Genomic DNA, 20,190 nt, shown 5'->3' with positions numbered 1-20,190 from the left:
CACATTGTCGCGCCTTCAGTAGTTTGTATAATGACTATTATACGAACTGGAATAGGAGGCGACGGCAATGCCTAGAAAACGGCGGCAGACCCCAGAGAATCAGGGGCAGATGACGTTCGATTTCGCTTTTCAAGAGACGGTAGATACCATCGAGGACCTGCAAGCCGGCCTCGATTTCGACGAAGACCAAGGAGACCGCCATTATGATCACCAACCAAACACAGCCCCTGGAAATCTCCGCACGAGTCCTGAGCCAACAGACACTCGCATCGATCCGCCAGTCGCCGTCGTTCAGTCTCCAAGGCTGGAAGATTCTGGATCGCTGGGCGCTGAACAGCCCGGATCGCCTCAAGGCGATGGAGCTTCAGGGCGAGCTGCAACTACTCAGCCGGCTATTGGAGCAGCAAGCCCTGGAATTGACGGCCATCAACAGCCTGCCAGCGGACAGCAAGCAGGGTCTGACCGAGCACGAGATCTTGCAAATGTTGGAGATCAAAACGGACCTGTAGCCCCCTCAGACTATGCGATTACGGGTGCTGATTCACTGGGCTCTGGCGGTCCAAAATCGAAATTCCGCGATAACATCGCTGCCATTCAACTGCTGCAGGTGCTGCACAAGGAAGGTCGTGGCCCCACCCCAGACGAACAATCCACGCTGGTCAGGTATGTAGGATGGGGTGGACTGCCGCAGGCTTTCGATCATCGAAATGATGCTTGGCGTGCTGAGTACCAGGAACTGGCCTCACTGCTCAGCCAAGATGAGTACGAGAGGGCCAGGCGCTCCACCCAGGACGCGCACTACACCTCCACCACCGTAATCGACGGCATTTACGAGGGACTGGAGCGACTAGGGTTCAAAGGTGGCAAGGTTCTGGAACCAGCTGCCGGCACTGGCAATTTCATCGGCCTGATGCCGACAGAAATGCGGAGCAACAGCCGCATCACCGCCATCGAGCTTGACCCTCTGACAGCGCAGATCGGCGCTCATCTTTATCCATCATCCACCTTCATCAATCGCGGCCTGCAGGATGTGGCTATCCCAAGCGCATACTTCGATGCCTGCGTGGCGAACCCGCCCTTCGGATCGCAATCGTTGTATGACCCGCATCACCGCGAATTGGCTGGTTTCTCGATCCACAACTACTTCCTGGCTAAATCGCTCAATACGCTCAAACCTGGTGGTGTGATGGGAGCCGTGGTCAGTCGGTATTTCCTCGATGCCACCAATAGCAAGGCGCGTGAACATATCGCAGATTCGGCCCACTTCCTGGGCGCTATACGTCTACCCAACACGGCGTTCAAAGAGAATGCGCTGACCGAAGTAACGACGGATATCGTGTTCTTCCAGAAGGCTCTCCCCGGAGACCAACCGGAGCGCCGTTGGGTAGATGTCGGTGAAATACGAGATCGCGAATCGGGTGAGCCAATCACGATCAACCAGTATTTCATCGACAATCCCGAGCAGATGGCCGGCCGGATGGCCCTCACAGGGAAGATGCGCCGCGATGCCGCTGATTTGATGGCGGAGCCAGGCCAGGACCTGAGCGCGGCGATCACCGCCCGACTTCAAGCGTTGCCTGCAGGTGTTATCCGCACCTTCACAGGCGAGCCTCTTGATCATGCAACTGATGGCCAAGCAGGTAAACCCGAGGTCGACCTGCCAGCGAATACCAAAGTGGGTTCCTACTTTGTGACCGCTGACGACCAATTGGCCCGTCGCTTGCCAGATCAGCTTGCAGCCCACGACTACCAGTTGATTACCCCGAAAACCGAGCGGGCAGGCCAACGCATTCGCGGCATGATTGAGGTACGTGACGCTCTGCGCGCGTTGATGAATGCTGAGCAGTCCGTTGACCCTCAAGATCTAGAAACCTTGCGCGGCCGTTTGAATGGCCAGTACGACAAGTACGTCCGTCGATTTGGCCACCTGAGTAGCCAAGCCAACCGCCTGGCGATGGGGGAGGATCCTGAATACCCTCTGCTCAATGCGCTTGAGAGCAACTACGATCGCGGCGTATCGGCTGACATGGCACGCAAGCACGGTGTGCCGGCGCGAAATCCCACAGCGGATAAAGCCGCAATCTTCTCGCGCCGCGTGATGAGCCCACGCGAAGAAATTCGGCACGTCGAATCCGCTAAGGATGCACTGGTTGTCAGCATGAACCAGGTGGGCCGTGTAGACCTCGAGCGCATGATCCGCTTGTGCGGTCTGAGTGAGCCTGAACTCCTTCGCGACCTGAAGGGACTTGTCTACTTCAATCCGGGCAAGGATCGCTGGGAAACAGCCGATCAGTACCTGACCGGGAACGTGAAAGCGAAACTCAGAGGAGCGCTTCGAGCCGCGGAACACGATCCAAAGTTCTTGGAGAACGTCGAGGCGCTGCGTCCGATACAGCCAGCAGACATCGAGCCGATCGACATTTCCGTGCAGCTGGGTTCGACCTGGGTACCGGCGAAGACAATCGATGATTTCGTCGTACACCTGATGGGGGATGTACGCCGGCGCATCGACTACCAGGAGGCCTTGGGCAAGTGGATGGTGAACATCTCCGAGGGGGATAACACCACCATGCGCGTCACCTGGGGCACCGAAGCGTACCCCGCAAACAAGCTGGTAGAGGCGGTTTTAACGAACCGCCCGATCCAAGTGAAAGTGGAGGTCGGAAAGGACGATCATGGCCATCCGATCATGCAGGTTGATGAAACTCAGACCGCTGCAGCCAACCAAAAAGCGGACGAGATCCGCGCTGCGTTCACCGACTGGATCTGGGAGGATCAGGATCGTCGTGAATCCCTCTCGCGACTCTACAACGATCGGTTCAACACCAATATTCCCAGCCGCTACGACGGCTCACACCTGCAGCTGCCCGGCACCTCGCTGGACATAACGCTACGTCCGCACCAGAAGGACGCAATTTGGCGCGGAATTCAAGACGGCACAGCACTGTTCGATCACGTAGTCGGCGCCGGTAAGACGCTGGTGTGTGTCGGAACCGTGATGGAGAGCAAGCGGATGGGGCTTTTCCGAAAGCCAATGGTGTTGGTACCGAATCATCTTCTACTGCAGTGGAAGGATGCCTTCTACGACCTCTACCCTAACGCCAACGTGCTGGTTGCTGAGAAGACGGATTTCAAGAAAGAAAACCGGGAGCGACTCTTTGCCCGAATCGCTACCGGGGATTGGGATGCTGTGGTTGTGGCTCACAGCTCGTTCAAAAAAATCGGCATGCCCCCGGAGACGCTCGAGGAGCTGCTGCAGGAGCAAATCCAGGATCTCACTGACGCCATTTTGGACCTCAAGAGCAGCCAGGGCGATCGCGTGACCATCAAGGAGATGGAAAAGGCGAAAGAGCGGATGACCGAGCGACTGGAAAAGAAAGCCGACACCGGTTCTAAAGACCAGGCCGTCAGCTTTGCCGATCTGGGTGTTGACGCCCTGGTTGTAGATGAGGCGCAGGAATTCAAAAACCTGTTCATCACGACCTCGCTCAGCAGGGTATCGGGGCTGGGTAATCTGGCAGGATCGGAAAAAGCATTCGATCTTTTCGTCAAGTGTCGCTACCTGCAGCAACGGAACGACGGCCGAGGCGTGTTTCTCGCAACGGGTACCCCATTGAGCAACACGATCGCTGAGCTCTACACCGTACAACGATACCTCCAGTACGATGAAATGAAGGCCCGGGGCATCATTCATTTTGATGCCTGGGCTTCGACATTCGGCCAGGTTGTAACCGGCTGGGAGCTTGACGCTACCGGCGTCAACTACAAGCTCAACTCGCGTTTTGCAAAGTTCCAGAACGTTCCCGAGCTGACGGCGATGTATCGAACCTTCGCTGATGTAATCACACGCAAGGATCTACAGGACCAGGCCGAGGCCCGCGGTACCCGATTCCCAGTACCGAAGCTGAAAGGCGGTCGCCCGCAGAACGTGATTGTGGATCGATCGGAGGCTCAAGCTTGGTACATGGGCATTCAGCAAGAGGCGATCGACGCAGAGGGTAATCCGCTGCTTAAAGCAGATGGATCGACGTTCAAGACTTGGAACGATGGATCGATCATCCATCGCATGGAGCATTTGCCGAAAGACCCCCGCCTCGACAATCCGTTGAAGATCACAAACGACGCGCGCAAAGCGGGGTTGGATTTCCGACTCATCGATCCCGGCGCTGGGGATTTCGCAGGTAGCAAAGTGAATGCGTGTGTCGATCAAGCATTCCGCATTTGGCAGGACTGGGACGACCGTAAAGGCACGCAACTGATTTTCTGTGACCTATCCACGCCAAAAGGTCCAAAACGTCCAGAACAGGCTGCTGTGAGCTCAGAGGACGAAGAAGAAGGAGAAGCCTCGATCTCTATGGACGATATTCTGGCAGGAGCCAGCTCGTTCAGCGTGTACGACGACATTCGATCAAAGCTCCTCGCTCGCGGGATCCCGTCGAACCAGATTCGCTACATCCATGAAGCCAACACAGATCTGCAGAAAGCCAAGCTCTTTGCGGAGATGAATGCCGGCGAGGTCAGGATCATTCTGGGGTCAACAGCGAAGATGGGTGCCGGCATGAATGTCCAACGCCGCCTGGTCGCTCTCCATCACCTGGATGCACCATGGCGCCCAAGCGACCTGGAGCAACGCGATGGTCGCATCGAGCGGCAAGGTAACCTCTTCTATGAGATGGACCCTGACGGATTCGAGATCGAGATTCTGCGCTATGCAACGAAACAGACCTACGATAGCCGCATGTGGCAGACCATCGAATTCAAGGCAGCTGGCATCGAACAATTCCGCAAGGGGGACAGCCTCCAGCGTGTGATCGAGGATGTGGCCAGCGAGGCAGCCAACGCCGCCGAGATGAAAGCCGCGGCCACCGGCAATCCTCTGATCTTCCAGCAGGTGCAAATCGCTGCAGACCTCAAGAAGGTGGAAGCATTGTTTTCCAACTTCAAACGTGGCCAGCACTCGCTCGACAGCCGCATTGCGTGGCTGCGTGACGCCGACTCACGTGCCGATCGGGCAATCGCCCGCTGGTCAAGTGAGATCCAGCGGCGCGATGCCGGCACCAAACCTGAATTCGAGTTCTCGGCGAATGGCAAGCCCTACAAAGACGCGGACAAGGAAAGACTGGCCGCGGTATTCGCCAGCGCCATGAAGAGGGCCGTCGAGCGGCGGTCTGAAGACACGTTCCAGCGCGCAGAGCTTGTGCCCGTAGGAAGCTATCGAGGTTTCGAAATTCAAGTGTCATGCGAGCGGCAGAAAATCCACTTCACCGTCACCGGTCGGGACTCATACGAGCCGGACAACCTGGTGTATCGCGTCGACGATAAATTCAGCATCAGCGGGTTCATCAGCCGGATGGACAACTTCCTGGAGCGCCTGGAAGGCTGGAGGGATGAGGCCGAGTCGACACGGGGACGCGAGCTGTCAGAGCTCAGCAAAGCGATTCAGGAGAAGGCGAAGCCGTTCCAGCAGCAGACTCGGCTTGACTACCTGCGCGAGGATGCTCGGGATGTGCTTCGGGAACTAAAGCTGATGCAAGCTGACGACTCCTACCAGTCGAAGTGGGAGCCAAAATCGGTCCTCCTACAAGGTTCCGCAGCGCCTGGACGGAGTAAAATGCGAGCGTAACGAAGAAGGGCGCCTATGGCGCCCTTTCTCATTCTCATCTCAGCTTAGCTACAGAAAACATCCCGCGGATAGGGATACTTTCGCATCTACAGCACGGACGAACAGCGATGCCATTACCAAAGCCTCGGTCAAATCAGGGCATTCGACATCATCGATTCCATAGTCACAACGCTCGGCCCCCGTTGAAAATGTCAGACTCAGCGAACCTCCAGCTTCGCCATCCATATCAACGCTAAGAAATTCGAGGTCACCAACCCTGTATGGCCACACGGCTGCTCGAATAGGGCCAGACATTTTCTGACTTGCGAGCTCTGCCATTTTCTCAACCCACGTGTCCACTTCGGGCAAAGGATTGAAGCTGCAGGGTCCAGCTAAACTCACGTTACTCATAGAAGATCCCTCATAAACTCTGTCCGCTACTCAGCTCTCGACAATGCGCAGGGCAGGAACGTCTACCCAAGCTGCTCGAAACATCCAGTGCCTAAACTCCTCAACTGTCTGCCCGCTTTTGGTTTGCAAGCGAGCAAGCAATCCCGAAAGCCGCAGCTCCAGGCATCCGGCTTCTTCATCCTCGTACTCGGCATAGTCGCCGTAGGGGTCATCAGGTTCGAAAACCTTCGAGATGTGCGAACGGTGCTGCCAGTGGTAGTAGTCGTGATCACGCCAACCTTTTGGAAACCGAGTTGCTAGCTCGCTCCAATCGGTCAAGCTGTAATGATCGGGGTAATTGCAATCAGCATTGGATGTGAATACCCAGTACAACCGACCTAGGGCCGGATGAACCGTGCTGACAAAAACTTCGCTCATGGCCGATCCTCCTTTAGCGCCGCCCCGCCGGCCGCAACTCTTTCTCCGAAAAACCAAAAGCCCGCGAACTCGCGGGCTCTAAGGCTTTTATTTCCAGACTTCATTCCAATTTGTTGATGAATCGGCCGCGTCACTGGTGTGTCCGACCTCTACGGGGTTGCTGATGTGCGTATCACCGCTACCGACGACGGTGCCAAGGCCGGTATCGTTGACGCCCGTTTGATTGACAGCATCAGTCACGGCCCCGTTAACCTCGCTCATGACGCCGTTGATCTGTCCATTCACTTCGGAAATCACACCGTTTACTGAGGAGCTGGCAATCGAGCAAACCTTGTCCTTGATCATTTGCCAGATGGCAGAAAGATCAGGGAAAGAAGTAGTGCTGAATATGCCGGTGATCCCTCCGACACATTTGCCCAAAATGTCTGACGATGTCTGAGCAGCCGTTTGGTTGGTGTCGGCCGCGTCCTGATCTCGAGCCAGGCCGGCCTCACCACCACGCACCGCGGCTTCTCCGCTACGGCAGGTGGCAGCATGGGCTGTCACAGCCGAGCTCATGAGCAGCACAACGAGTAACGCGCGGGTCAGTGTCTTCATACCAGTCCTCCAAGAACATTCAACGGCCAGGAGCATCAAGCTCGTGCCCGGGATTTAACAGTGGGTTGCGCCGGGCTGGGCTGTTGCTTGACGGGCTCCGTCAGAGCCTGGGGCTTTGGGGAATCGACTGATTTCTCCCGCTCTTTACGTTGCTCGAGGAAGCCCAGTTTGCGGTGCATTTCCTCATCAACGTGCTTGGTAACCTTTGCCTTGATGATCTGGTTATCAACGTTGAAAAGCACCTCATCGAAGTAAACGGCTTTCCCGTCACCGCGCCGATTAACTGCATTCCCGAAACCGATCTGCGTCCACTTCTGGTCGCTTCCATCGTTGTTCGGCTGGGACAGCGTGATGAAGTTGGGCTTGATCTCACCGGTACCTTGGTCGGGGTTACGCTCATTGATGAACGCGAGAACCTGGTGCTTCTCACCGTTGACCTTCACGTATCCCTGTAGGTAATCCCCGCTGCCCTGGTACAGGAGCACCGTGGTGTCGTACTGGTCGTTATCCAGCTTGGTTACACCGCGAAGGATGAGTTTCTGTCCCGCATTGCTGTCAGCGTTTGCCATACCAACCTCCTGAGAAGTGGTTGAGTCACTGGTTGAAGCGCTGGAAATGTCCCCGGGTACACCGGAGTTGCTCGACCTGCCTTGAAGGCCAGCGCCAAAGCCTTCAATCTGGGTTTCGGGGGTATGCCCATCCTTGATAAAAGCTTGCGCCATGATCCAGTCGTACTCGTTCACTGGTGCCGGCACAGGACGGCCTGTTTTGTCGAACCAGTAGTACTGATCGGTCGCAGGCTCTGGCCCAAGAGCGGCCAGATCGTGCTCAAGCTCTTCCAGCGACTTGCTCCAGGTACTGATGGCCTCCGACTGATCTCGCCACCAGGCGGCGGCGTTAACCGCAACAAGGTTCGCTGCCTGTTGCAGATCGGAGTCGCCAAATGGCACTCCCTCAGTTGCCTGAAAATGTCGGTGCTCGACGGCTGCTGCAGCTAAATCCCCCAGCTCCACTTCATCAGCAGGCTGTGGGGCTTCTCCTGTACGGTCCTGAGTTTTAGATTTCTCATACTCGGAGATCGCACCAACAAGCGCAGCCATATCTGCGGCAGGATCGTTGCTCATTGGCTGGGGGATGCGCTGACCATTGAGGAAGGTTGCAGGAGCGCTCTCGGGCTTGCCCGTCCCGCACAATTCAGTGTGGATACCGGTCGGTTGCCCATCACGGTCAAAATAGGCAATGGAGTACGTGACACCATCGACCCTTTCCGATTCGTTCACTAGGCCAATTTTCGCGGTGTAGCCGTGCTTAGCAGCCTCGCTGCTCAGCAATTCCCACCTGGCCGAAGGCGTCGTATCTTGGTCATATGGATACTGGCTGTAGCTATCCAGCGTGAATGACTCCAAAACTTCTGTCGGAATCGAATCCGTCGAGGAGCGAGGGTGGAGATCTGTGCCTTGATGATTTTTCAGTGAGGCCAGATAAGCAGCATCTATCTGTTCAATTGCTTCGATGACTTCATCTGGATCCCAGCAATTCTCTAACTGGTACATCCGGTCAAACTCATTGCTGCCAGGCTCGGGCAGTGGCCCATACTGCTTATTAGCGTCTGCCAGCAGCTCTCTAGCTATGGCGTAACCCTCTGATGCTTCCATCTGCCCGCGGAAATGCGTATTGAGCTTGCCGAGCTCACTGTCCAGCTTGGCTTGGAACGCGGCGCGATACTTTGCCTCGACCATGCAGCTTTCAATTGTCCGCAGGCCTTCCGGAGAGCTGTCATGCTCCCACATGACCGCCATAGCGTGATCCTCGGCCCGATACGGCAACAAATCAGGGTAGTCATTGATATCACCGGTAGGCAGACCGATTGACTCAACGAATCTCGCATCGCGTCCTGCAACTGTGAGGGACTCAGCTGCCAACGGTTCGACTGGGGGGGCCTGCTCACGTTCAGCTTTAGCAAACAGAACGGCTTCCCACTCATTACGATGAACCGTTTTTTCTTCGTAACGCTCGACACGGCCATCGCTGCCGCGCACTGGCACCTCTACCGTCACCTGCTTACGACCCAAGTTATTCAACGTGACGGTATCGCCTGCAGCGATTTCGTTCTCGCGGAACACTCGGGCCAGATCTACACCCCAGGTAACACGCTCTTCTCCGTCGCTGTTGCGCAGCTTCACGTAGAAGCTTTTGCTCTGCTTCTTATCGAAAAGATACGGCGCTGGGCCGAAATCTACGATCACACCCTCGCGGGCATTCACAGGGGTAGGATCATTTGCGGCCGGTTCTGCAGGTGATGCCGTTTCTTCGCTGGAGGTGGCTACCTTCTCAGCGGTTGATGCCTCGATCGGGGTCGGCGTTTCAGATTGCGCGGCGGCTTTGTCTGGTACAGCTGCAATGGGAGGCAAGCCGAGCAGTTCGCGGCGAATAGCTTCTTGTGCGGGGTTGTTGAGCTCGACTGGAACCTCATGCTTGATCAGAACCGCGATCGCCCGGCGCTTAAACTCTTCACTGCCAGTTAGCTCGATAGACCCACCGAACTTCTGTTTCGCCATGTAGAGGCCGGCGAGAATGGCCATCTCATCATCTTTAGCTTCAGCCACCATGAGGATTTGCTGCCCATGGTCGATGAAAATAGGTCTGTCATGCAGGGAATAGAGGACGCTGCCATCGCGCCGCTCCTTGTAGGTGATTTCCTTCAAGAGCTCGCTGATCTGGATTTTTGGATCCTGATCAACAGTTTCTTGATCTAAATCAGGGTTTCCACGGCCAAAACCGTTACCGAATGCTTCATGCCCCCCCAAACGCGAAATAATTTCGCTGTAAAAGGCCTGGTCTAGTTCCTTTAGCAATTCCGCATATGTATCGTATGCGAAAATATTCTGATAAACGGTAGTTGCTGCTTCAGCTGTATCCTTGGCGTCAATTGACCGCCATGACGACAGGTCTGCAGCAGCCCAATGTCTGACCAACGCAGTAGGGACGGCCGCAGCCTCTTCTTCGGAAGGTTGGCTATTTAGCCAAGCTTGGTACGCCTTAGCACGACGTTCGATCGCTTCACGGGGAGAGGCCTCTGTTGCCTGCGGCGAATTCAATCGCTCGTAGACAGCTTGGCGGAACTCTTGCATCAAGGCTTCGCTTACTTCGCTCATGGCAATCCTGCCTCCTTCCGGATGGTGGGGTAGTCCGTTGCCCTGAGCCCCCGTAGAGGGGCTGGGTAAAGTTGGGTTAAGCGCGTCGCTCTGGGCTGGACCGTGACTGCTGAAATTTCGTATTGTGTATATTATTCAAAATTCAGCGGAATGGGAAGCTCCGCGCCCTAAGGCCCAGGAGGGCTACGTCTGCTACATTTGAGGGGATCAAATGTCCTTTGGAACTGATGAAATTCAGCCAATTTGTGGGACGGATTTGGAGAGATGGCGGATCGAGAACGGTCTGACCAAGGTGGCTGCTGCAGATGCCTTTGGCCTGCAGAAAGCGAAGTGGGAAGAGCTTACAGGCCCGGATAAGTCGGCTGAGCAGATCAACGACCCAGTTGTGGCTATGCTCCTCTTTCTCTACAGGACGCATCCTGAGTCTTCGCCGGTGCAACCGCCGTTGGATATCAAGGATTTTTACGACTATTTAGGCCTGCAAGATTCGCCTCAAGATCGAGATACGTTTGCCACTCTTATTGGCAGATCGCCACCCTCGGTTTACCGCTTGATGCTTCATGATGGCAAGCCCGGTCGGCCAGTCATGAAGTGGGTTGAGGCCTTAAAGCGCATGGATTTGACACCTAAACAGTGCAAACGCGTGATGCAGGATGTCGTAAGTAAGGTAGGTGAACGACAGAAGGTGGAAAGAGTCTTGATTCAGGGTTGGTCAAAAGGTGGCATTGGTGAGCACGACTGAGAAAACAGACTCGCACATTATCGAGCTCTCCAGCGTTTACTTCTACGCTGGCCCAGCGCCGCGGGCGATCGCCTTGAAGGACTGCGGCGCGCTACTCAACGGGCAACCTGGGGACGTGTTCCCGGCACTGTACGGGTATCAGAGCAAGCAGGACGGCTTTATGGCGGCCCGGGCGTACGCTGATAAAAACCGACTCCATTTTACCGTTATCGATTTCCTGGTGGAGCTTGATCACAAGCAGAATCCACTCATGATGAAGCCGGAGGACCTGGCCAACCACGACTTTGTGTCGTTTGCCAGAATGTCCAGGAGCATGATGGATGATCTGCAGGATCTTCTGCGGGAAAGGTTGGTCAGCGAAGGCTTAACACCGACAAAGACCGAATTGGCGAAGCCTCATCTATTGCTGCAGCAACGACCCGAGTTGTTGAGCACACTGACCGCCGCTCCGGATTGGGAACATATGAAGGTAATTGCCTACCCTGCTAAGGTGGCCTTCAGTGAGAAGCCATTGACGGTAGGAGTGCTCCCCCATAAGCACTGGTCGGCAATCAAGGAGGCGACTTGCCGCCTCAACCCCGGTATCCGGATCACCCTCGACCCCCCAGGGCCAGCAAGTACCGACGCCGCACCATTGGCTGCACAAGCCAGCAGGGACCGAGGTCCTCGAGCACGCTGAACGACCGACATGAAAAAACCGCCCTTGGGGCGGTTTTTTCTAATCTCTGAATCGGTTCCTGTACCACCACGGCCTTGAGACGATCCGCCCTCCGCGCACGAAGCCCAGGAATTTGTTCCAGCAAACATCCAGGGTCCACCCAATATGAGCCATGACCCCGAAGCAGACGATGATCATCACAGCGGTGATCCATACCCACGGTTTATGCCCTACATACAGACAGGCCATTAACGGCAGATAAGCACCGCAGGGTATGCCGAAGGCCTTGGGTGAAATTGATGCGCCTCTCCAGCTAGATGCCATGGTCTAGACCCTCCAACTCGCAGCGTTTCTTGAACTCTTTAGCGCCGGCCAGGCTGATGAACTCGCCGGCATCAATACGATCCGCTTGGAACAAACGCCAGGCTTTGTCATCCAGTGTGGCTTCGGCCTTCTCCAGTAAGCCCCGAATGAAACGGCCCCAGTCCGTGTAAGGAAGGGCCTGTAGTTCATTGCGCACTTCACGATCGAACACCAGGTACTCACGGATCGCAGCTCGCTTACCGTCCGTGGTCTTGAGCAGGCGTTGAACCAGAATGACACGTAAGGCACCGGCCAGGCGTGAAGCCATACCGGCTTGCTGGTCAGGTGGGTAGGTTTGAATTGCACGGTTGATCGTCTCAGCAACAGACTCGGTGTGCATAGTGGCAAAGCATAAGTGACCAGTCAGCCCAGCTTCAGTCATTGCCTCGATCGTCTCGCGGTCCCGAGCTTCACCGATCCCGATGATACTGGGTTTGCGGCGCATGGCATTCCGAAGTGCTTTCGGGAAATCGCCAATGTCTCTACGCAGTTGCGATTGTGATGGTTGCGGTCCCAACCAGTGCGGACCACCAAGTACATACTCGATGGGGTCCTCATAAGTGATCACTTTCCGGTCGGGCATTTCTGCCCCTGCCTTTTTGTACAGGCCCGCGAGGAAAGTTGTCTTTCCGGACCCAGTGGGTCCGCAGACCAGAACCAGGCCCATTTCTGCATAGCAGCCCCGGATCAAGTCGGGCTCGATTCCCATTTTATCGATATCCGGCAGCTCCGACGGAATCACCCGCATGGTGATCGAATACGCCTCATCGATGCTGGCTATGCGCGCTTGAACAAAGTTGGTCCGAAAGCGAAGCGTGGTACCCCGAGCCAGCCCAAACTCTTCTCCAGCCAGCTCTAAGGCACGGTCAACACCCTCATCACCTTGCTTGATCATGCTTTCAATTTCAGCGGACCAAGCCGACGCCATCAAAGGTGATAGCTGACCTTGCTTGATTGTCGTTGTTGACGCTTTCAGTTGCCGTCCATGCAGCTCGACCCAAATGTAGTCGCCGCCTTGTACAAGAATGTCAGACACCCCCCGATCCGCACACAGCTTTAGAAAGCGCATGAAATTATCGGGAGACAAGTCGCCCTCGAAATTGTACGGAACGAAAATTGGACTCGTCACTTGGTCGCACCATCACCGGTCTGCCGGAGCTGCGTTTTGACCGTAGGGCGCCATTTTTTTGGATCAGTCTCGAATGTCGCCCGGCCGGTTACACGACGCAATTTGTCGCCCAGCATCATTTGCTTACCATCGCCCGTAACAGTCTGTTGGCTTTCAGCCACGCTGGTCGAGCTGATCATGTCGTTCTGCAGGAGCGAGGAGTAGAGGTGCATCCCGAGATAATCGCGGGTCAAACGATTGAAATTGGCGGCGAGGATAGCATCCGCTTGTTTGTAACCATCGTCCCAACCTTTACGTACTGCTACCTCCCAGATTTCAGCCTCGTCGCTGTCTTGAGGGCGTGCTTCGAAGTCGGGCAATTCAACACTGGCATTCAGAGGCAGGCCAACATAGAGGTAGTCACGCCAGGTAGGGGGGACACTCACAAACCGTTCCTCTCGCTCAATTTTGTAGACGCGATTCGCAGTTCGGACCTGGTCTTTAGAGAACGCAGCAACGTCCCGGGCTTCAACGATAACAGGCGGAAGAGTGCCGTTTTTAGCGATCATGGGAGCGAACTTGAACATCGCATCGAGTGACGGCGATCGTGCGTTAAGACCATCAACCAGTTCACGAGCTCGAGCTGCCATACCCCCGCGGAAGCCGACAGTGTTACCCATGTCGGTCAGCAATTGATTTCGAATGTCGGTGACCTTGGTGGTCGCTTTTGACTGTGGTTTCAGCAACGAATTGAGATCAGGCGGTGCTGTTTCGACGACAGGAGCGCTTGTCTGCCCGCTGGCATCGAGGTCGGGGGTTTCGCCCGCATGGACAGCAAGCGAAACCATCAGAGGCAACAATGCGAAAATCCGCTTCATAGCGTACCTCCAGCTCAGGCCTGTGGCCGGTTGTAATGGAGTTCCAACTTCCCAGGCGTCTGGGTCACATTGGCGCGGTAGCCAACCTGGGAGCGAATCATCAGCATCAAGGTGTCGTAGGGTACCTTGTTTACATCGATGTCGACCGGCAGCGGCATACGCACGCCCATGAACGAGAACTCAAGCCCACGATCCCGCGCCAAGGCTGCTAACAGCTCGACTGCATCGCCCTGCCACTTGAGCGACACACGCTGCTTGTCGTCCACGATGGTCGACGGTAGGCGCATCACCACGCGGCTATTGATCGCGCCCTGCTGATATAGGTCAGCCTGGGCCATCTCAATGCGTTGTGACGCTTCGAGGATTTGTTGGTCGATCAGCTGCTGGGCCGATTCGTCCGGTTTCTTCGATGCGCAGCCCACAAGGGCAAGAGCCAGGGCAACCAGTGCCAGTGGGTAACGTGTGTTGGCCATTTTCAAACCCTCCATTGATTTCGTATAGATACTATAATACGGAATGGATACAAGCAAACACTATCCCCCCCGCAGGCCGCTTCTTGACCTCTGCTGTGCGTCCCGCTCGGCCTTGACCTCACGCAGCAATTTCTCAAGCTCTGGATCTGCTAGCGCACCGCTGTATCGTTCATCGACCAAAGCCTCGATCAGGGAGCGCTTAAATTCGGCACTACCGGTGATCCGCAACGGATCAGCTGGTGCCGTGTTCGGCATCGCGCGTAAGGCCCGAGTGATCAGCTCACTGTCAACCGCTTTGCCAGGAAAGTTGAAATGACCCCCAAGGTCTACAAATCCCGGATCGCCAGCGGCCCGCCGGTAGATGACTGTGCCGTTTCGCCTAACTACACCGAGCATTCCATCGATCGACTGATATTTAGGATCGAGATCCCGGGCAAATTCGAAACCGTTAGCTCCTTCAGCCTTCGCTGCCCGTTTATCGCCATATGTGAAACCTCGCAGCTGGCTGATTGCCCCAGGATCTCCGGCAGCTGCTTCTTGCTCAACCCATTCACGATAACTGAGCCTTTTATTAGAAGGATCATTTTTTAAGTCTTCCCGCATTTTTGAAATCTTAGTTTTCAATTCCTCTCTAGCTCTTAGTGTCTCGAACGCCAAGATACTGTAAAATGCTTTTCGATCCTTTGGATTTTTAATACGCATTCTGATGTCCAGGCGCTGCTGCCTGGAGTCATCGCGTACGCGTTTAAATTGTTGCCTAACCCACTCTTTATCAACTCGGCGATATACAAATTTTGTCCGATAGGCTTCGTATCGGGCACGTAGTGCCCTGCGCAAATTAGCCCGCTCTGAGCGGCGATGCTGACGATCTTCGGGATTCCGTCGTGGACTTGCGAATTTGTCGTAACTCATAAGTGCCATTAGCTCTTGTGAGACTCTACGCTCCTCATAGTCACCAAGACGCTTTTCCAATCGAGCCTTAGACAAGGCCTCGTGCATGTCGCTTGCTTTGATAGGCACCAAGCTCTGTTCTTCAAGCGAATAAATACCCATGCCGCGACCTTTGGGTTTGATCCCCAACCCATATCGCGCCAGTTCCGCGTGGAGTTTCTGCCAAGTAAGGCTTTTCTTTTTCAGAAGCGTTGCAATTGCATCGCGAGGTTCACCTCGAGAATAAGTGTGCAGACTTTCCTGGTCCAGATGACGTTCCATATCCGCAGCACGAGTAGGCTGCTTACCCTGAAACTTTGGTTTAGGCGCTGACCAGGCAATTTCGGGCGATCCCTTTTCGTCAGTGACGCTGTAGGGTCCATGGTCATGCGTCCAACCATAGCGAAGCTCAAGCTCTCGCATTGCATAATCGAGCTTGAAATAATCTCTATCCGGGTACACCGCGTTATACGAGTCGGGGTGAACACGATTCACCGTCATGTGTAAGTGAACATTGTCCGTGTCATGATGAATAGCAAACACATACTGGTGCTCACCCATACCGACCGCATCCATCGCATGCAGAGCACAATCGAAAGCTTGATCATCAGTTGGTTTTTCTGATTGTGGCCAGCTCAAGATGACATGGTAAACAGGATCCTTAACACGCGAATTTTGAGCCGCCACTGCTTTCATTTCTGCCGCGGCTGTCGCCAGGCTCAAGCAGTTGTGCTGGCAGGATACACCGGAACGTGTAACTTCCCTTACTGGTGCTCCGAGGAGGAGTCCGGATTCGAGCTCGGCGATAGCATTGAGCTCATCTCCTGCATCCCTTCTTTGAGCGGCTGCAGCATGAAACGCAAGGTTGGCTCCACGGGATCTTGCTCTTGCCGCAAAGTCAGGATGATTTCTAACAGCTTGTCGGAGATGGTTTGCTGCTGCTGCAAGATGGTGCTGAGCAACGGCAAGACGGCTTTCATGTCCATCAGCGCTTACCCCTCGTTCTGTGATGGGTCCAGGCTCGTCAATGCGGACTGGAACTGGGTGTTGATCCTGTTGATATCGACGCCCATTGGAATCAAGAGCAATTCCAATACTTCGAGCACGTTCTCGGATGGCATTTTGAGTTGCAGCATCAATTCGTCCAATCTCTCGCAAACGGTCTGCTGCTCTTTCGATATGCTCTCGAGCAGACTCAAGAATTGAGTCGTCTCTTCGGGCGTGGCCTGGAGTGAGCTCATCTGTTTGTGTCTCCTTTTCTTCGTCACGTTCTGTCGCGTAGTCGACCAACGCCGAGAAGCTTGAGCTCCCATCGGCCCGTTTCGGTGGAACCTTCGCAAGCATTACGAACCAATCCTTTCGATAGCAGCCTTCAACGCCACCAGGATCTGTGCGTACTCTTTTGAAAGCTTCCCACCGCCTTCATTGAACAAGTGTTTCTGTAGGCCTCCGAGCCTGCGCAGTTCGTTGAGGATATGCCCCTCCACCTTTGACCTTGTACGTCTCCCTAGCGCAGCTGCGAGCATGAATTGACCCACGCTCTGGCCGCAGTCCTTCGCCTTGTCACGAACGATTTCCTCTTCATCCTCGAAGCACCGGATAGGTGGTAGCCGACCGGTACGACGCCTTTGCTCACTGGTACTCATAAGCAGGATCCTCAGGTGTTCCAAGGGGTCTCGGGGCGCAGCCCTGAGCAGGGTGGTAGGCATCGCAAGGGAGTGAAACGACTGCCAGCGATGCCGGTTGGACGGACGCCATTTATGGCGGGAGTACAAACCCTACCCTGTCCAAAACTGTAGACCGCATTTCGTATCAAGGCTATCGTACGGAACTTGACTACGCAAGGGATGCCCATAGAATCAGGGCATAGAGGACGTTAGGGGGAAGGCAAAATGGGATTCACCATTTCGCAAATCGAGAAGCTCATGGGCGATCTCGAAAACCTGCCAGAGGTAGAGCAACCGGACAAGCCGGTCTCAAAGCTAAAGGCAGTCGAGATGATGCAAGGATCGATAAAAGAGCTGCAATCACGCGGCTACAGCCTGGCAAAGATTTCTGAGATTTTGACAGCAGGTGGAATGCAAATTTCGGAGACAACGCTGAAAAGCTATCTCACTAGGGCGAGGGGTTCTGTGAGAGGCAAAACCCGGCGCACGCCAAAAGCTCGGGTTAAGGCTTCCAGCGAGGATCGCCAAGGTGGGAAAGAAAAATCCACTCAGACCGGCGCTAAGGCGGCTCAGGGTGTACATCAGGTAACAACCGGGGTAACACGCGAAGGGAATCCCGGTTTCCAACCGAAAACAGATACGGATGACATTTGAGGAGCAAACCTATGAAAGAAAAATCGACTTCCCAGGTGGGTCAAATCTACGTTAGCGGTGGTGGCAAAGGAGGCGTAGGCAAAAGCTTTACTACGATAGGTTTGGTTGACACTTTGACCCAAGCTGGAAGCAAGGTATTGCTGATTGAATCGGACACCTCCAATCCAGATGTTTGGAAGATGGGCGGCGGCAAAAACTGAGTGCAACACCTGACCTTTCCGGTACGGTGCTGCCCCTATGTCATATACCGAACTCAGCGTTGAAGAACGCGCCACCATCCAAATCGGCCACGCCCAGGGCTTCAGCCTGCGCAGGATTGCTCGCCTGATCAATAGGTCTCCTTCGACCATCAGTCGAGAGCTGCGCCGCAATCGAGATGTCTGTGGCAGCTACTCGGCCCGCGCGGCCCAGGAGCAGATGAAGGCCCGCCGCCAAGTCTGTCGACCGAGCCGAAAGCTGCTGCCGGGGAGCGAGCGCTTCGAACTGGTGGTTCATATGCTGCGTGAGCGTTTGTCTCCCGAACAGATTGCCGGCAAGCTGCGCCACATGAACATACCTAGCCTCAGAGATGCCTACGTCTGTCGCGAGACGATCTACAACGCGATCTATGCCCTGCCAGTGGGTGAGCTGCGTAAGGAGCTGATCATCTGTCTGCGCCAAGGCAAGACGACGCGCCGGCCGCGCTCTGGTGGCGTGGATCGGCGCGGCCAGATCCCCGAGATGGTCAGTATTCATGTGCGCCCGCCGGAGATTGAAGACAGGCTGATGCCGGGGCATTGGGAAGGCGACCTCATCAAGGGTAAGGCCAACGCCTCGTCCGTCGGTACGCTGGTGGAACGCACCAGTGGGTACCTGATGTTGGTGAAGATGAACGACGCGACGGCGACTTCGGCGCTGGAAGGCTTCAGCGCCGCGCTCAATAGCATGCCGCTGGAGATGCGCAAGAGCATGACTTACGACCAGGGCCGGGAGATGGCACGACACGCCGAGATCACCCAAAGAACCGGCGTGGCGATCTACTTTTGCGACCCGCACAGCCCCTGGCAGCGCGGCAGCAACGAAAACATCAACGGCCTGATTCGCCAGTACTTGCCCAAGGGCACAGACCTGTCGGTACATAGCCAGGAGGAGCTGGACGCCATTGCGCTGCAACTGAATATGCGACCGCGTAAGCGCTTCGACTTCAAATGCCCAATCGAAGTTATGGGCGAGGTGATGCAGAAGGCCATGGCTATGCGGCATGATGCTCCAGTTTCAATTCAATGACCGTGTTGCACTCAGCTCCTGCAACCGCCATGTATAAAGACGAAATAGAGTGCAGGCTGATAGATCTGGACGATGCAAACGGCTGGATTGACCTGGTCAACGTCTGCGACGAATTCCGCGATCACGTTGTGGTAGTCAACACAGCAGCACGGAACAATAAAGGCGTAGCTGCGTACGGAGAAACGTTGAACAGCACGCTCCGTGAACTGAACCGGAAACTCATCACTCTCTGGGTGATCAACCGACAACGAGACAGCCTGGAACTGCTCAAGGAATATCGAGAAGCGCTGCCAGGATCCACTACCCATGTGATCCGAAATGCTTACTTCGGTGATGAAATCAAGTTTGAGCTTTACAACAATTCAAACATAAGGGAAAGCATCGAGGGCGCAGGCGGAAAGTCACTGATGCTGCCAGACCTGGCAGACCGGGTGAGTGATGATTTGTACAGTAAACGACTTTCGATCGGGAAAGCTTTGAAAGAATTACCAATAGGAAATCGTGCTGAACTGACCAGGTGGCGTCGCGATGTGAACAAGGTGATGGGGGAGGTTATCAATGGATGATATCGAGGTAGCTTTTGAGAAACTCTTGGGCAGGCAAGCCTCTGATAAAGAGGTGCAGGATCTCTATAGGGTTAAAAATGCATTGAACCTGCATAACAATGATTCGCTCTGGCTAATCTTAATGGCATTGCAGTCCTACGACACGATGTATGCAAAGTACCCAGAGCTGATTGCCAGGCAGGTTGACAAACAAGTTGACAAACATAAGTCATTGTTTGCCGAGATGGCAGACGCAGAAACAAAAAAGGCGCTCTCCACATTGTCCGTTGCTGTAAGCGAAGCTAGTCAAGCTGTTGCGCTGAAAGTTGCTGATGCCGCTCGATGGAGATCCTGGGGGTTCATTTTATTCGCGCTTCTTTGTTTTGCAGGCTTGTGCATGACTGTCGGGTTTGTGCTTGGCAGCGGGCAGGTTCCTTACTGGGCTCAAATTGGCTCGGCAAGGGGACCACTCTTCAATATCGTCACGATAATCCTCAACGCCCCCGTAGGGTGGCTTCTCCCCATTATTGCTGCTGGGTTACTAGGAGCAACATTCATAGAACAAAAACCTACAATAAAGTCTATCTTGTTATTTGGGCTATTGCTGGCCTTATCGTTGCTATCCCTGGTCTTTGTGCTATGACGAGTGGGCCAATATTTTTTTGGCCCATTTATTCCGTATAATATACACAATACGGAATTGCGATGTATAATGAGTGTACGT

The 20,190-nt window shown here is 54.8% G+C and carries 21 protein-coding genes; 9 read left to right on the top strand and 12 right to left on the bottom strand.

Annotation, left to right across the window (positions count from 1 at the left end):
* Window positions 1–37: 37 nt before the first annotated feature.
* A complete protein-coding gene (locus J5X93_RS13410) occupies window positions 38–202 on the bottom strand; it encodes a hypothetical protein (RefSeq protein WP_250036101.1) in 165 nt (54 codons plus the stop codon).
* Between the two features lies 1 nt (window position 203).
* On the opposite strand from J5X93_RS13410, the gene J5X93_RS13405 reads away from it, so the two are divergent.
* Both J5X93_RS13405 and J5X93_RS13400 read left to right on the top strand, forming a co-directional pair.
* Window positions 204–509, top strand: a complete 306-nt coding sequence (locus J5X93_RS13405) for a hypothetical protein (RefSeq protein ID WP_102642983.1) — start codon at window positions 204–206, stop codon at window positions 507–509.
* Between the two features lie 98 nt (window positions 510–607).
* Window positions 608–5,623 carry a helicase-like domain-containing protein gene (locus J5X93_RS13400; RefSeq protein WP_250036100.1) on the top strand — a complete coding sequence of 1,672 codons (5,016 nt, stop codon included), beginning with the start codon at window positions 608–610 and terminating at the stop codon, window positions 5,621–5,623.
* A 48-nt stretch (window positions 5,624–5,671) separates the two neighbouring features.
* Here J5X93_RS13400 and J5X93_RS13395 read toward each other — a convergent pair whose 3' ends face one another.
* The 4 genes from J5X93_RS13395 to J5X93_RS13380 form a co-directional block, all read right to left on the bottom strand.
* Window positions 5,672–6,013, bottom strand: a complete 342-nt coding sequence (locus J5X93_RS13395) for a hypothetical protein (RefSeq protein ID WP_250036098.1) — start codon at window positions 6,011–6,013, stop codon at window positions 5,672–5,674.
* A 30-nt stretch (window positions 6,014–6,043) separates the two neighbouring features.
* Complete coding sequence (locus J5X93_RS13390) at window positions 6,044–6,430, bottom strand: hypothetical protein (protein ID WP_198731241.1); 387 nt, start codon at window positions 6,428–6,430, stop codon at window positions 6,044–6,046.
* Between the two features lie 87 nt (window positions 6,431–6,517).
* Window positions 6,518–7,027, bottom strand: a complete 510-nt coding sequence (locus J5X93_RS13385; protein WP_009682495.1) for a hypothetical protein — start codon at window positions 7,025–7,027, stop codon at window positions 6,518–6,520.
* Window positions 7,028–7,062: 35 nt separating this feature from the next.
* Window positions 7,063–10,182 (bottom strand): LPD7 domain-containing protein, encoded by a 3,120-nt coding sequence (locus J5X93_RS13380; RefSeq protein ID WP_250036096.1) that lies wholly within the window; start codon window positions 10,180–10,182, stop codon window positions 7,063–7,065.
* 211 nt (window positions 10,183–10,393) lie between these two features.
* On the opposite strand from J5X93_RS13380, the gene J5X93_RS13375 reads away from it, so the two are divergent.
* Both J5X93_RS13375 and J5X93_RS13370 read left to right on the top strand, forming a co-directional pair.
* The gene (locus J5X93_RS13375; protein ID WP_009682497.1) at window positions 10,394–10,924 is read left to right on the top strand and encodes a hypothetical protein; all 531 of its coding nucleotides are present in this window, start codon (window positions 10,394–10,396) and stop codon (window positions 10,922–10,924) included.
* The gene (locus J5X93_RS13370; protein ID WP_250036094.1) at window positions 10,911–11,603 is read left to right on the top strand and encodes a hypothetical protein; all 693 of its coding nucleotides are present in this window, start codon (window positions 10,911–10,913) and stop codon (window positions 11,601–11,603) included. Before J5X93_RS13375 ends, J5X93_RS13370 begins: the two co-directional genes overlap by 14 nt.
* A gap of 39 nt (window positions 11,604–11,642) precedes the next feature.
* Here J5X93_RS13370 and icmT read toward each other — a convergent pair whose 3' ends face one another.
* The 7 genes from icmT to mobA form a co-directional block, all read right to left on the bottom strand.
* Complete coding sequence (gene icmT / locus J5X93_RS13365; protein ID WP_250036092.1) at window positions 11,643–11,906, bottom strand: IcmT/TraK family protein; 264 nt, start codon at window positions 11,904–11,906, stop codon at window positions 11,643–11,645.
* Complete coding sequence (traJ, locus tag J5X93_RS13360; RefSeq protein WP_250036076.1) at window positions 11,896–13,074, bottom strand: plasmid transfer ATPase TraJ; 1,179 nt, start codon at window positions 13,072–13,074, stop codon at window positions 11,896–11,898. Before traJ ends, icmT begins: the two co-directional genes overlap by 11 nt.
* Window positions 13,071–13,931: a type IV secretory system conjugative DNA transfer family protein gene (locus J5X93_RS13355; RefSeq protein WP_250036074.1), complete on the bottom strand. Its 861-nt coding sequence runs from the start codon at window positions 13,929–13,931 to the stop codon at window positions 13,071–13,073. Before J5X93_RS13355 ends, traJ begins: the two co-directional genes overlap by 4 nt.
* A 14-nt stretch (window positions 13,932–13,945) precedes the next feature.
* Entirely contained in the window at window positions 13,946–14,404 is a 459-nt protein-coding gene (locus J5X93_RS13350) for a DotD/TraH family lipoprotein (protein WP_250036073.1), read from the bottom strand.
* Between the two features lie 60 nt (window positions 14,405–14,464).
* Window positions 14,465–16,345 (bottom strand): TraI/MobA(P) family conjugative relaxase, encoded by a 1,881-nt coding sequence (gene traI / locus J5X93_RS13345; RefSeq protein WP_349815822.1) that lies wholly within the window; start codon window positions 16,343–16,345, stop codon window positions 14,465–14,467.
* Window positions 16,327–16,575: a hypothetical protein gene (locus J5X93_RS13335; RefSeq protein WP_126551074.1), complete on the bottom strand. Its 249-nt coding sequence runs from the start codon at window positions 16,573–16,575 to the stop codon at window positions 16,327–16,329. The genes traI and J5X93_RS13335 overlap by 19 nt, the downstream gene beginning before the upstream one ends.
* Before the next feature lie 102 nt (window positions 16,576–16,677).
* The gene (gene mobA / locus J5X93_RS28310; protein WP_009682506.1) at window positions 16,678–16,980 is read right to left on the bottom strand and encodes a plasmid mobilization protein MobA; all 303 of its coding nucleotides are present in this window, start codon (window positions 16,978–16,980) and stop codon (window positions 16,678–16,680) included.
* 246 nt (window positions 16,981–17,226) lie between these two features.
* Between mobA and J5X93_RS13330 the strand changes: the two genes are divergently transcribed.
* Genes J5X93_RS13330 through J5X93_RS13310 form a run of 5 tightly spaced genes read left to right on the top strand, consistent with a single transcriptional unit; the run spans window position 17,227 to window position 20,109 of the window.
* Window positions 17,227–17,655, top strand: a complete 429-nt coding sequence (locus J5X93_RS13330; RefSeq protein ID WP_250036069.1) for a hypothetical protein — start codon at window positions 17,227–17,229, stop codon at window positions 17,653–17,655.
* A gap of 11 nt (window positions 17,656–17,666) precedes the next feature.
* Window positions 17,667–17,855, top strand: a complete 189-nt coding sequence (locus tag J5X93_RS13325) for a nucleotide-binding protein (RefSeq protein ID WP_250342638.1) — start codon at window positions 17,667–17,669, stop codon at window positions 17,853–17,855.
* Window positions 17,856–17,892: 37 nt separating this feature from the next.
* Window positions 17,893–18,921 (top strand): IS30-like element ISPsp8 family transposase, encoded by a 1,029-nt coding sequence (locus tag J5X93_RS13320; protein WP_050161940.1) that lies wholly within the window; start codon window positions 17,893–17,895, stop codon window positions 18,919–18,921.
* 29 nt (window positions 18,922–18,950) lie between these two features.
* Window positions 18,951–19,487, top strand: a complete 537-nt coding sequence (locus J5X93_RS13315; RefSeq protein ID WP_250036060.1) for a protein mobD — start codon at window positions 18,951–18,953, stop codon at window positions 19,485–19,487.
* Window positions 19,480–20,109 (top strand): hypothetical protein, encoded by a 630-nt coding sequence (locus J5X93_RS13310; protein ID WP_250036058.1) that lies wholly within the window; start codon window positions 19,480–19,482, stop codon window positions 20,107–20,109. Before J5X93_RS13315 ends, J5X93_RS13310 begins: the two co-directional genes overlap by 8 nt.
* The last annotated feature ends 81 nt before the right edge of the window (window positions 20,110–20,190 follow it).

Source organism: Pseudomonas sp. BYT-1, assembly GCF_023611805.1.
GTDB lineage: Bacteria > Pseudomonadota > Gammaproteobacteria > Pseudomonadales > Pseudomonadaceae > Aquipseudomonas > Aquipseudomonas guariconensis.
This window is presented reverse-complemented; position numbering and strand designations above follow the sequence as displayed.

Bases quoted from the DNA above. Each gene is read 5' to 3' on its own strand.
- J5X93_RS13375 (WP_009682497.1), top strand. From the start codon at position 10,394: ATGTCCTTTGGAACTGATGAAATTCAGCCAATTTGTGGGACGGATTTG.
- J5X93_RS13380 (WP_250036096.1), bottom strand. From the start codon at position 10,182: ATGAGCGAAGTAAGCGAAGCCTTGATGCAAGAGTTCCGCCAAGCTGTC.
- J5X93_RS13335 (WP_126551074.1), bottom strand. From the start codon at position 16,575: ATGAGCTCACTCCAGGCCACGCCCGAAGAGACGACTCAATTCTTGAGT.
- mobA (WP_009682506.1), bottom strand. From the start codon at position 16,980: ATGAGTACCAGTGAGCAAAGGCGTCGTACCGGTCGGCTACCACCTATC.
- J5X93_RS13350 (WP_250036073.1), bottom strand. From the start codon at position 14,404: ATGGCCAACACACGTTACCCACTGGCACTGGTTGCCCTGGCTCTTGCC.
- J5X93_RS13330 (WP_250036069.1), top strand. From the start codon at position 17,227: ATGGGATTCACCATTTCGCAAATCGAGAAGCTCATGGGCGATCTCGAA.
- J5X93_RS13355 (WP_250036074.1), bottom strand. From the start codon at position 13,931: ATGAAGCGGATTTTCGCATTGTTGCCTCTGATGGTTTCGCTTGCTGTC.
- J5X93_RS13410 (WP_250036101.1), bottom strand. From the start codon at position 202: ATGGCGGTCTCCTTGGTCTTCGTCGAAATCGAGGCCGGCTTGCAGGTC.
- J5X93_RS13385 (WP_009682495.1), bottom strand. From the start codon at position 7,027: ATGAAGACACTGACCCGCGCGTTACTCGTTGTGCTGCTCATGAGCTCG.
- J5X93_RS13390 (WP_198731241.1), bottom strand. From the start codon at position 6,430: ATGAGCGAAGTTTTTGTCAGCACGGTTCATCCGGCCCTAGGTCGGTTG.
- J5X93_RS13325 (WP_250342638.1), top strand. From the start codon at position 17,667: ATGAAAGAAAAATCGACTTCCCAGGTGGGTCAAATCTACGTTAGCGGT.
- J5X93_RS13315 (WP_250036060.1), top strand. From the start codon at position 18,951: ATGTATAAAGACGAAATAGAGTGCAGGCTGATAGATCTGGACGATGCA.
- icmT (WP_250036092.1), bottom strand. From the start codon at position 11,906: ATGGCATCTAGCTGGAGAGGCGCATCAATTTCACCCAAGGCCTTCGGC.
- J5X93_RS13320 (WP_050161940.1), top strand. From the start codon at position 17,893: ATGTCATATACCGAACTCAGCGTTGAAGAACGCGCCACCATCCAAATC.
- J5X93_RS13310 (WP_250036058.1), top strand. From the start codon at position 19,480: ATGGATGATATCGAGGTAGCTTTTGAGAAACTCTTGGGCAGGCAAGCC.
- J5X93_RS13405 (WP_102642983.1), top strand. From the start codon at position 204: ATGATCACCAACCAAACACAGCCCCTGGAAATCTCCGCACGAGTCCTG.
- J5X93_RS13395 (WP_250036098.1), bottom strand. From the start codon at position 6,013: ATGAGTAACGTGAGTTTAGCTGGACCCTGCAGCTTCAATCCTTTGCCC.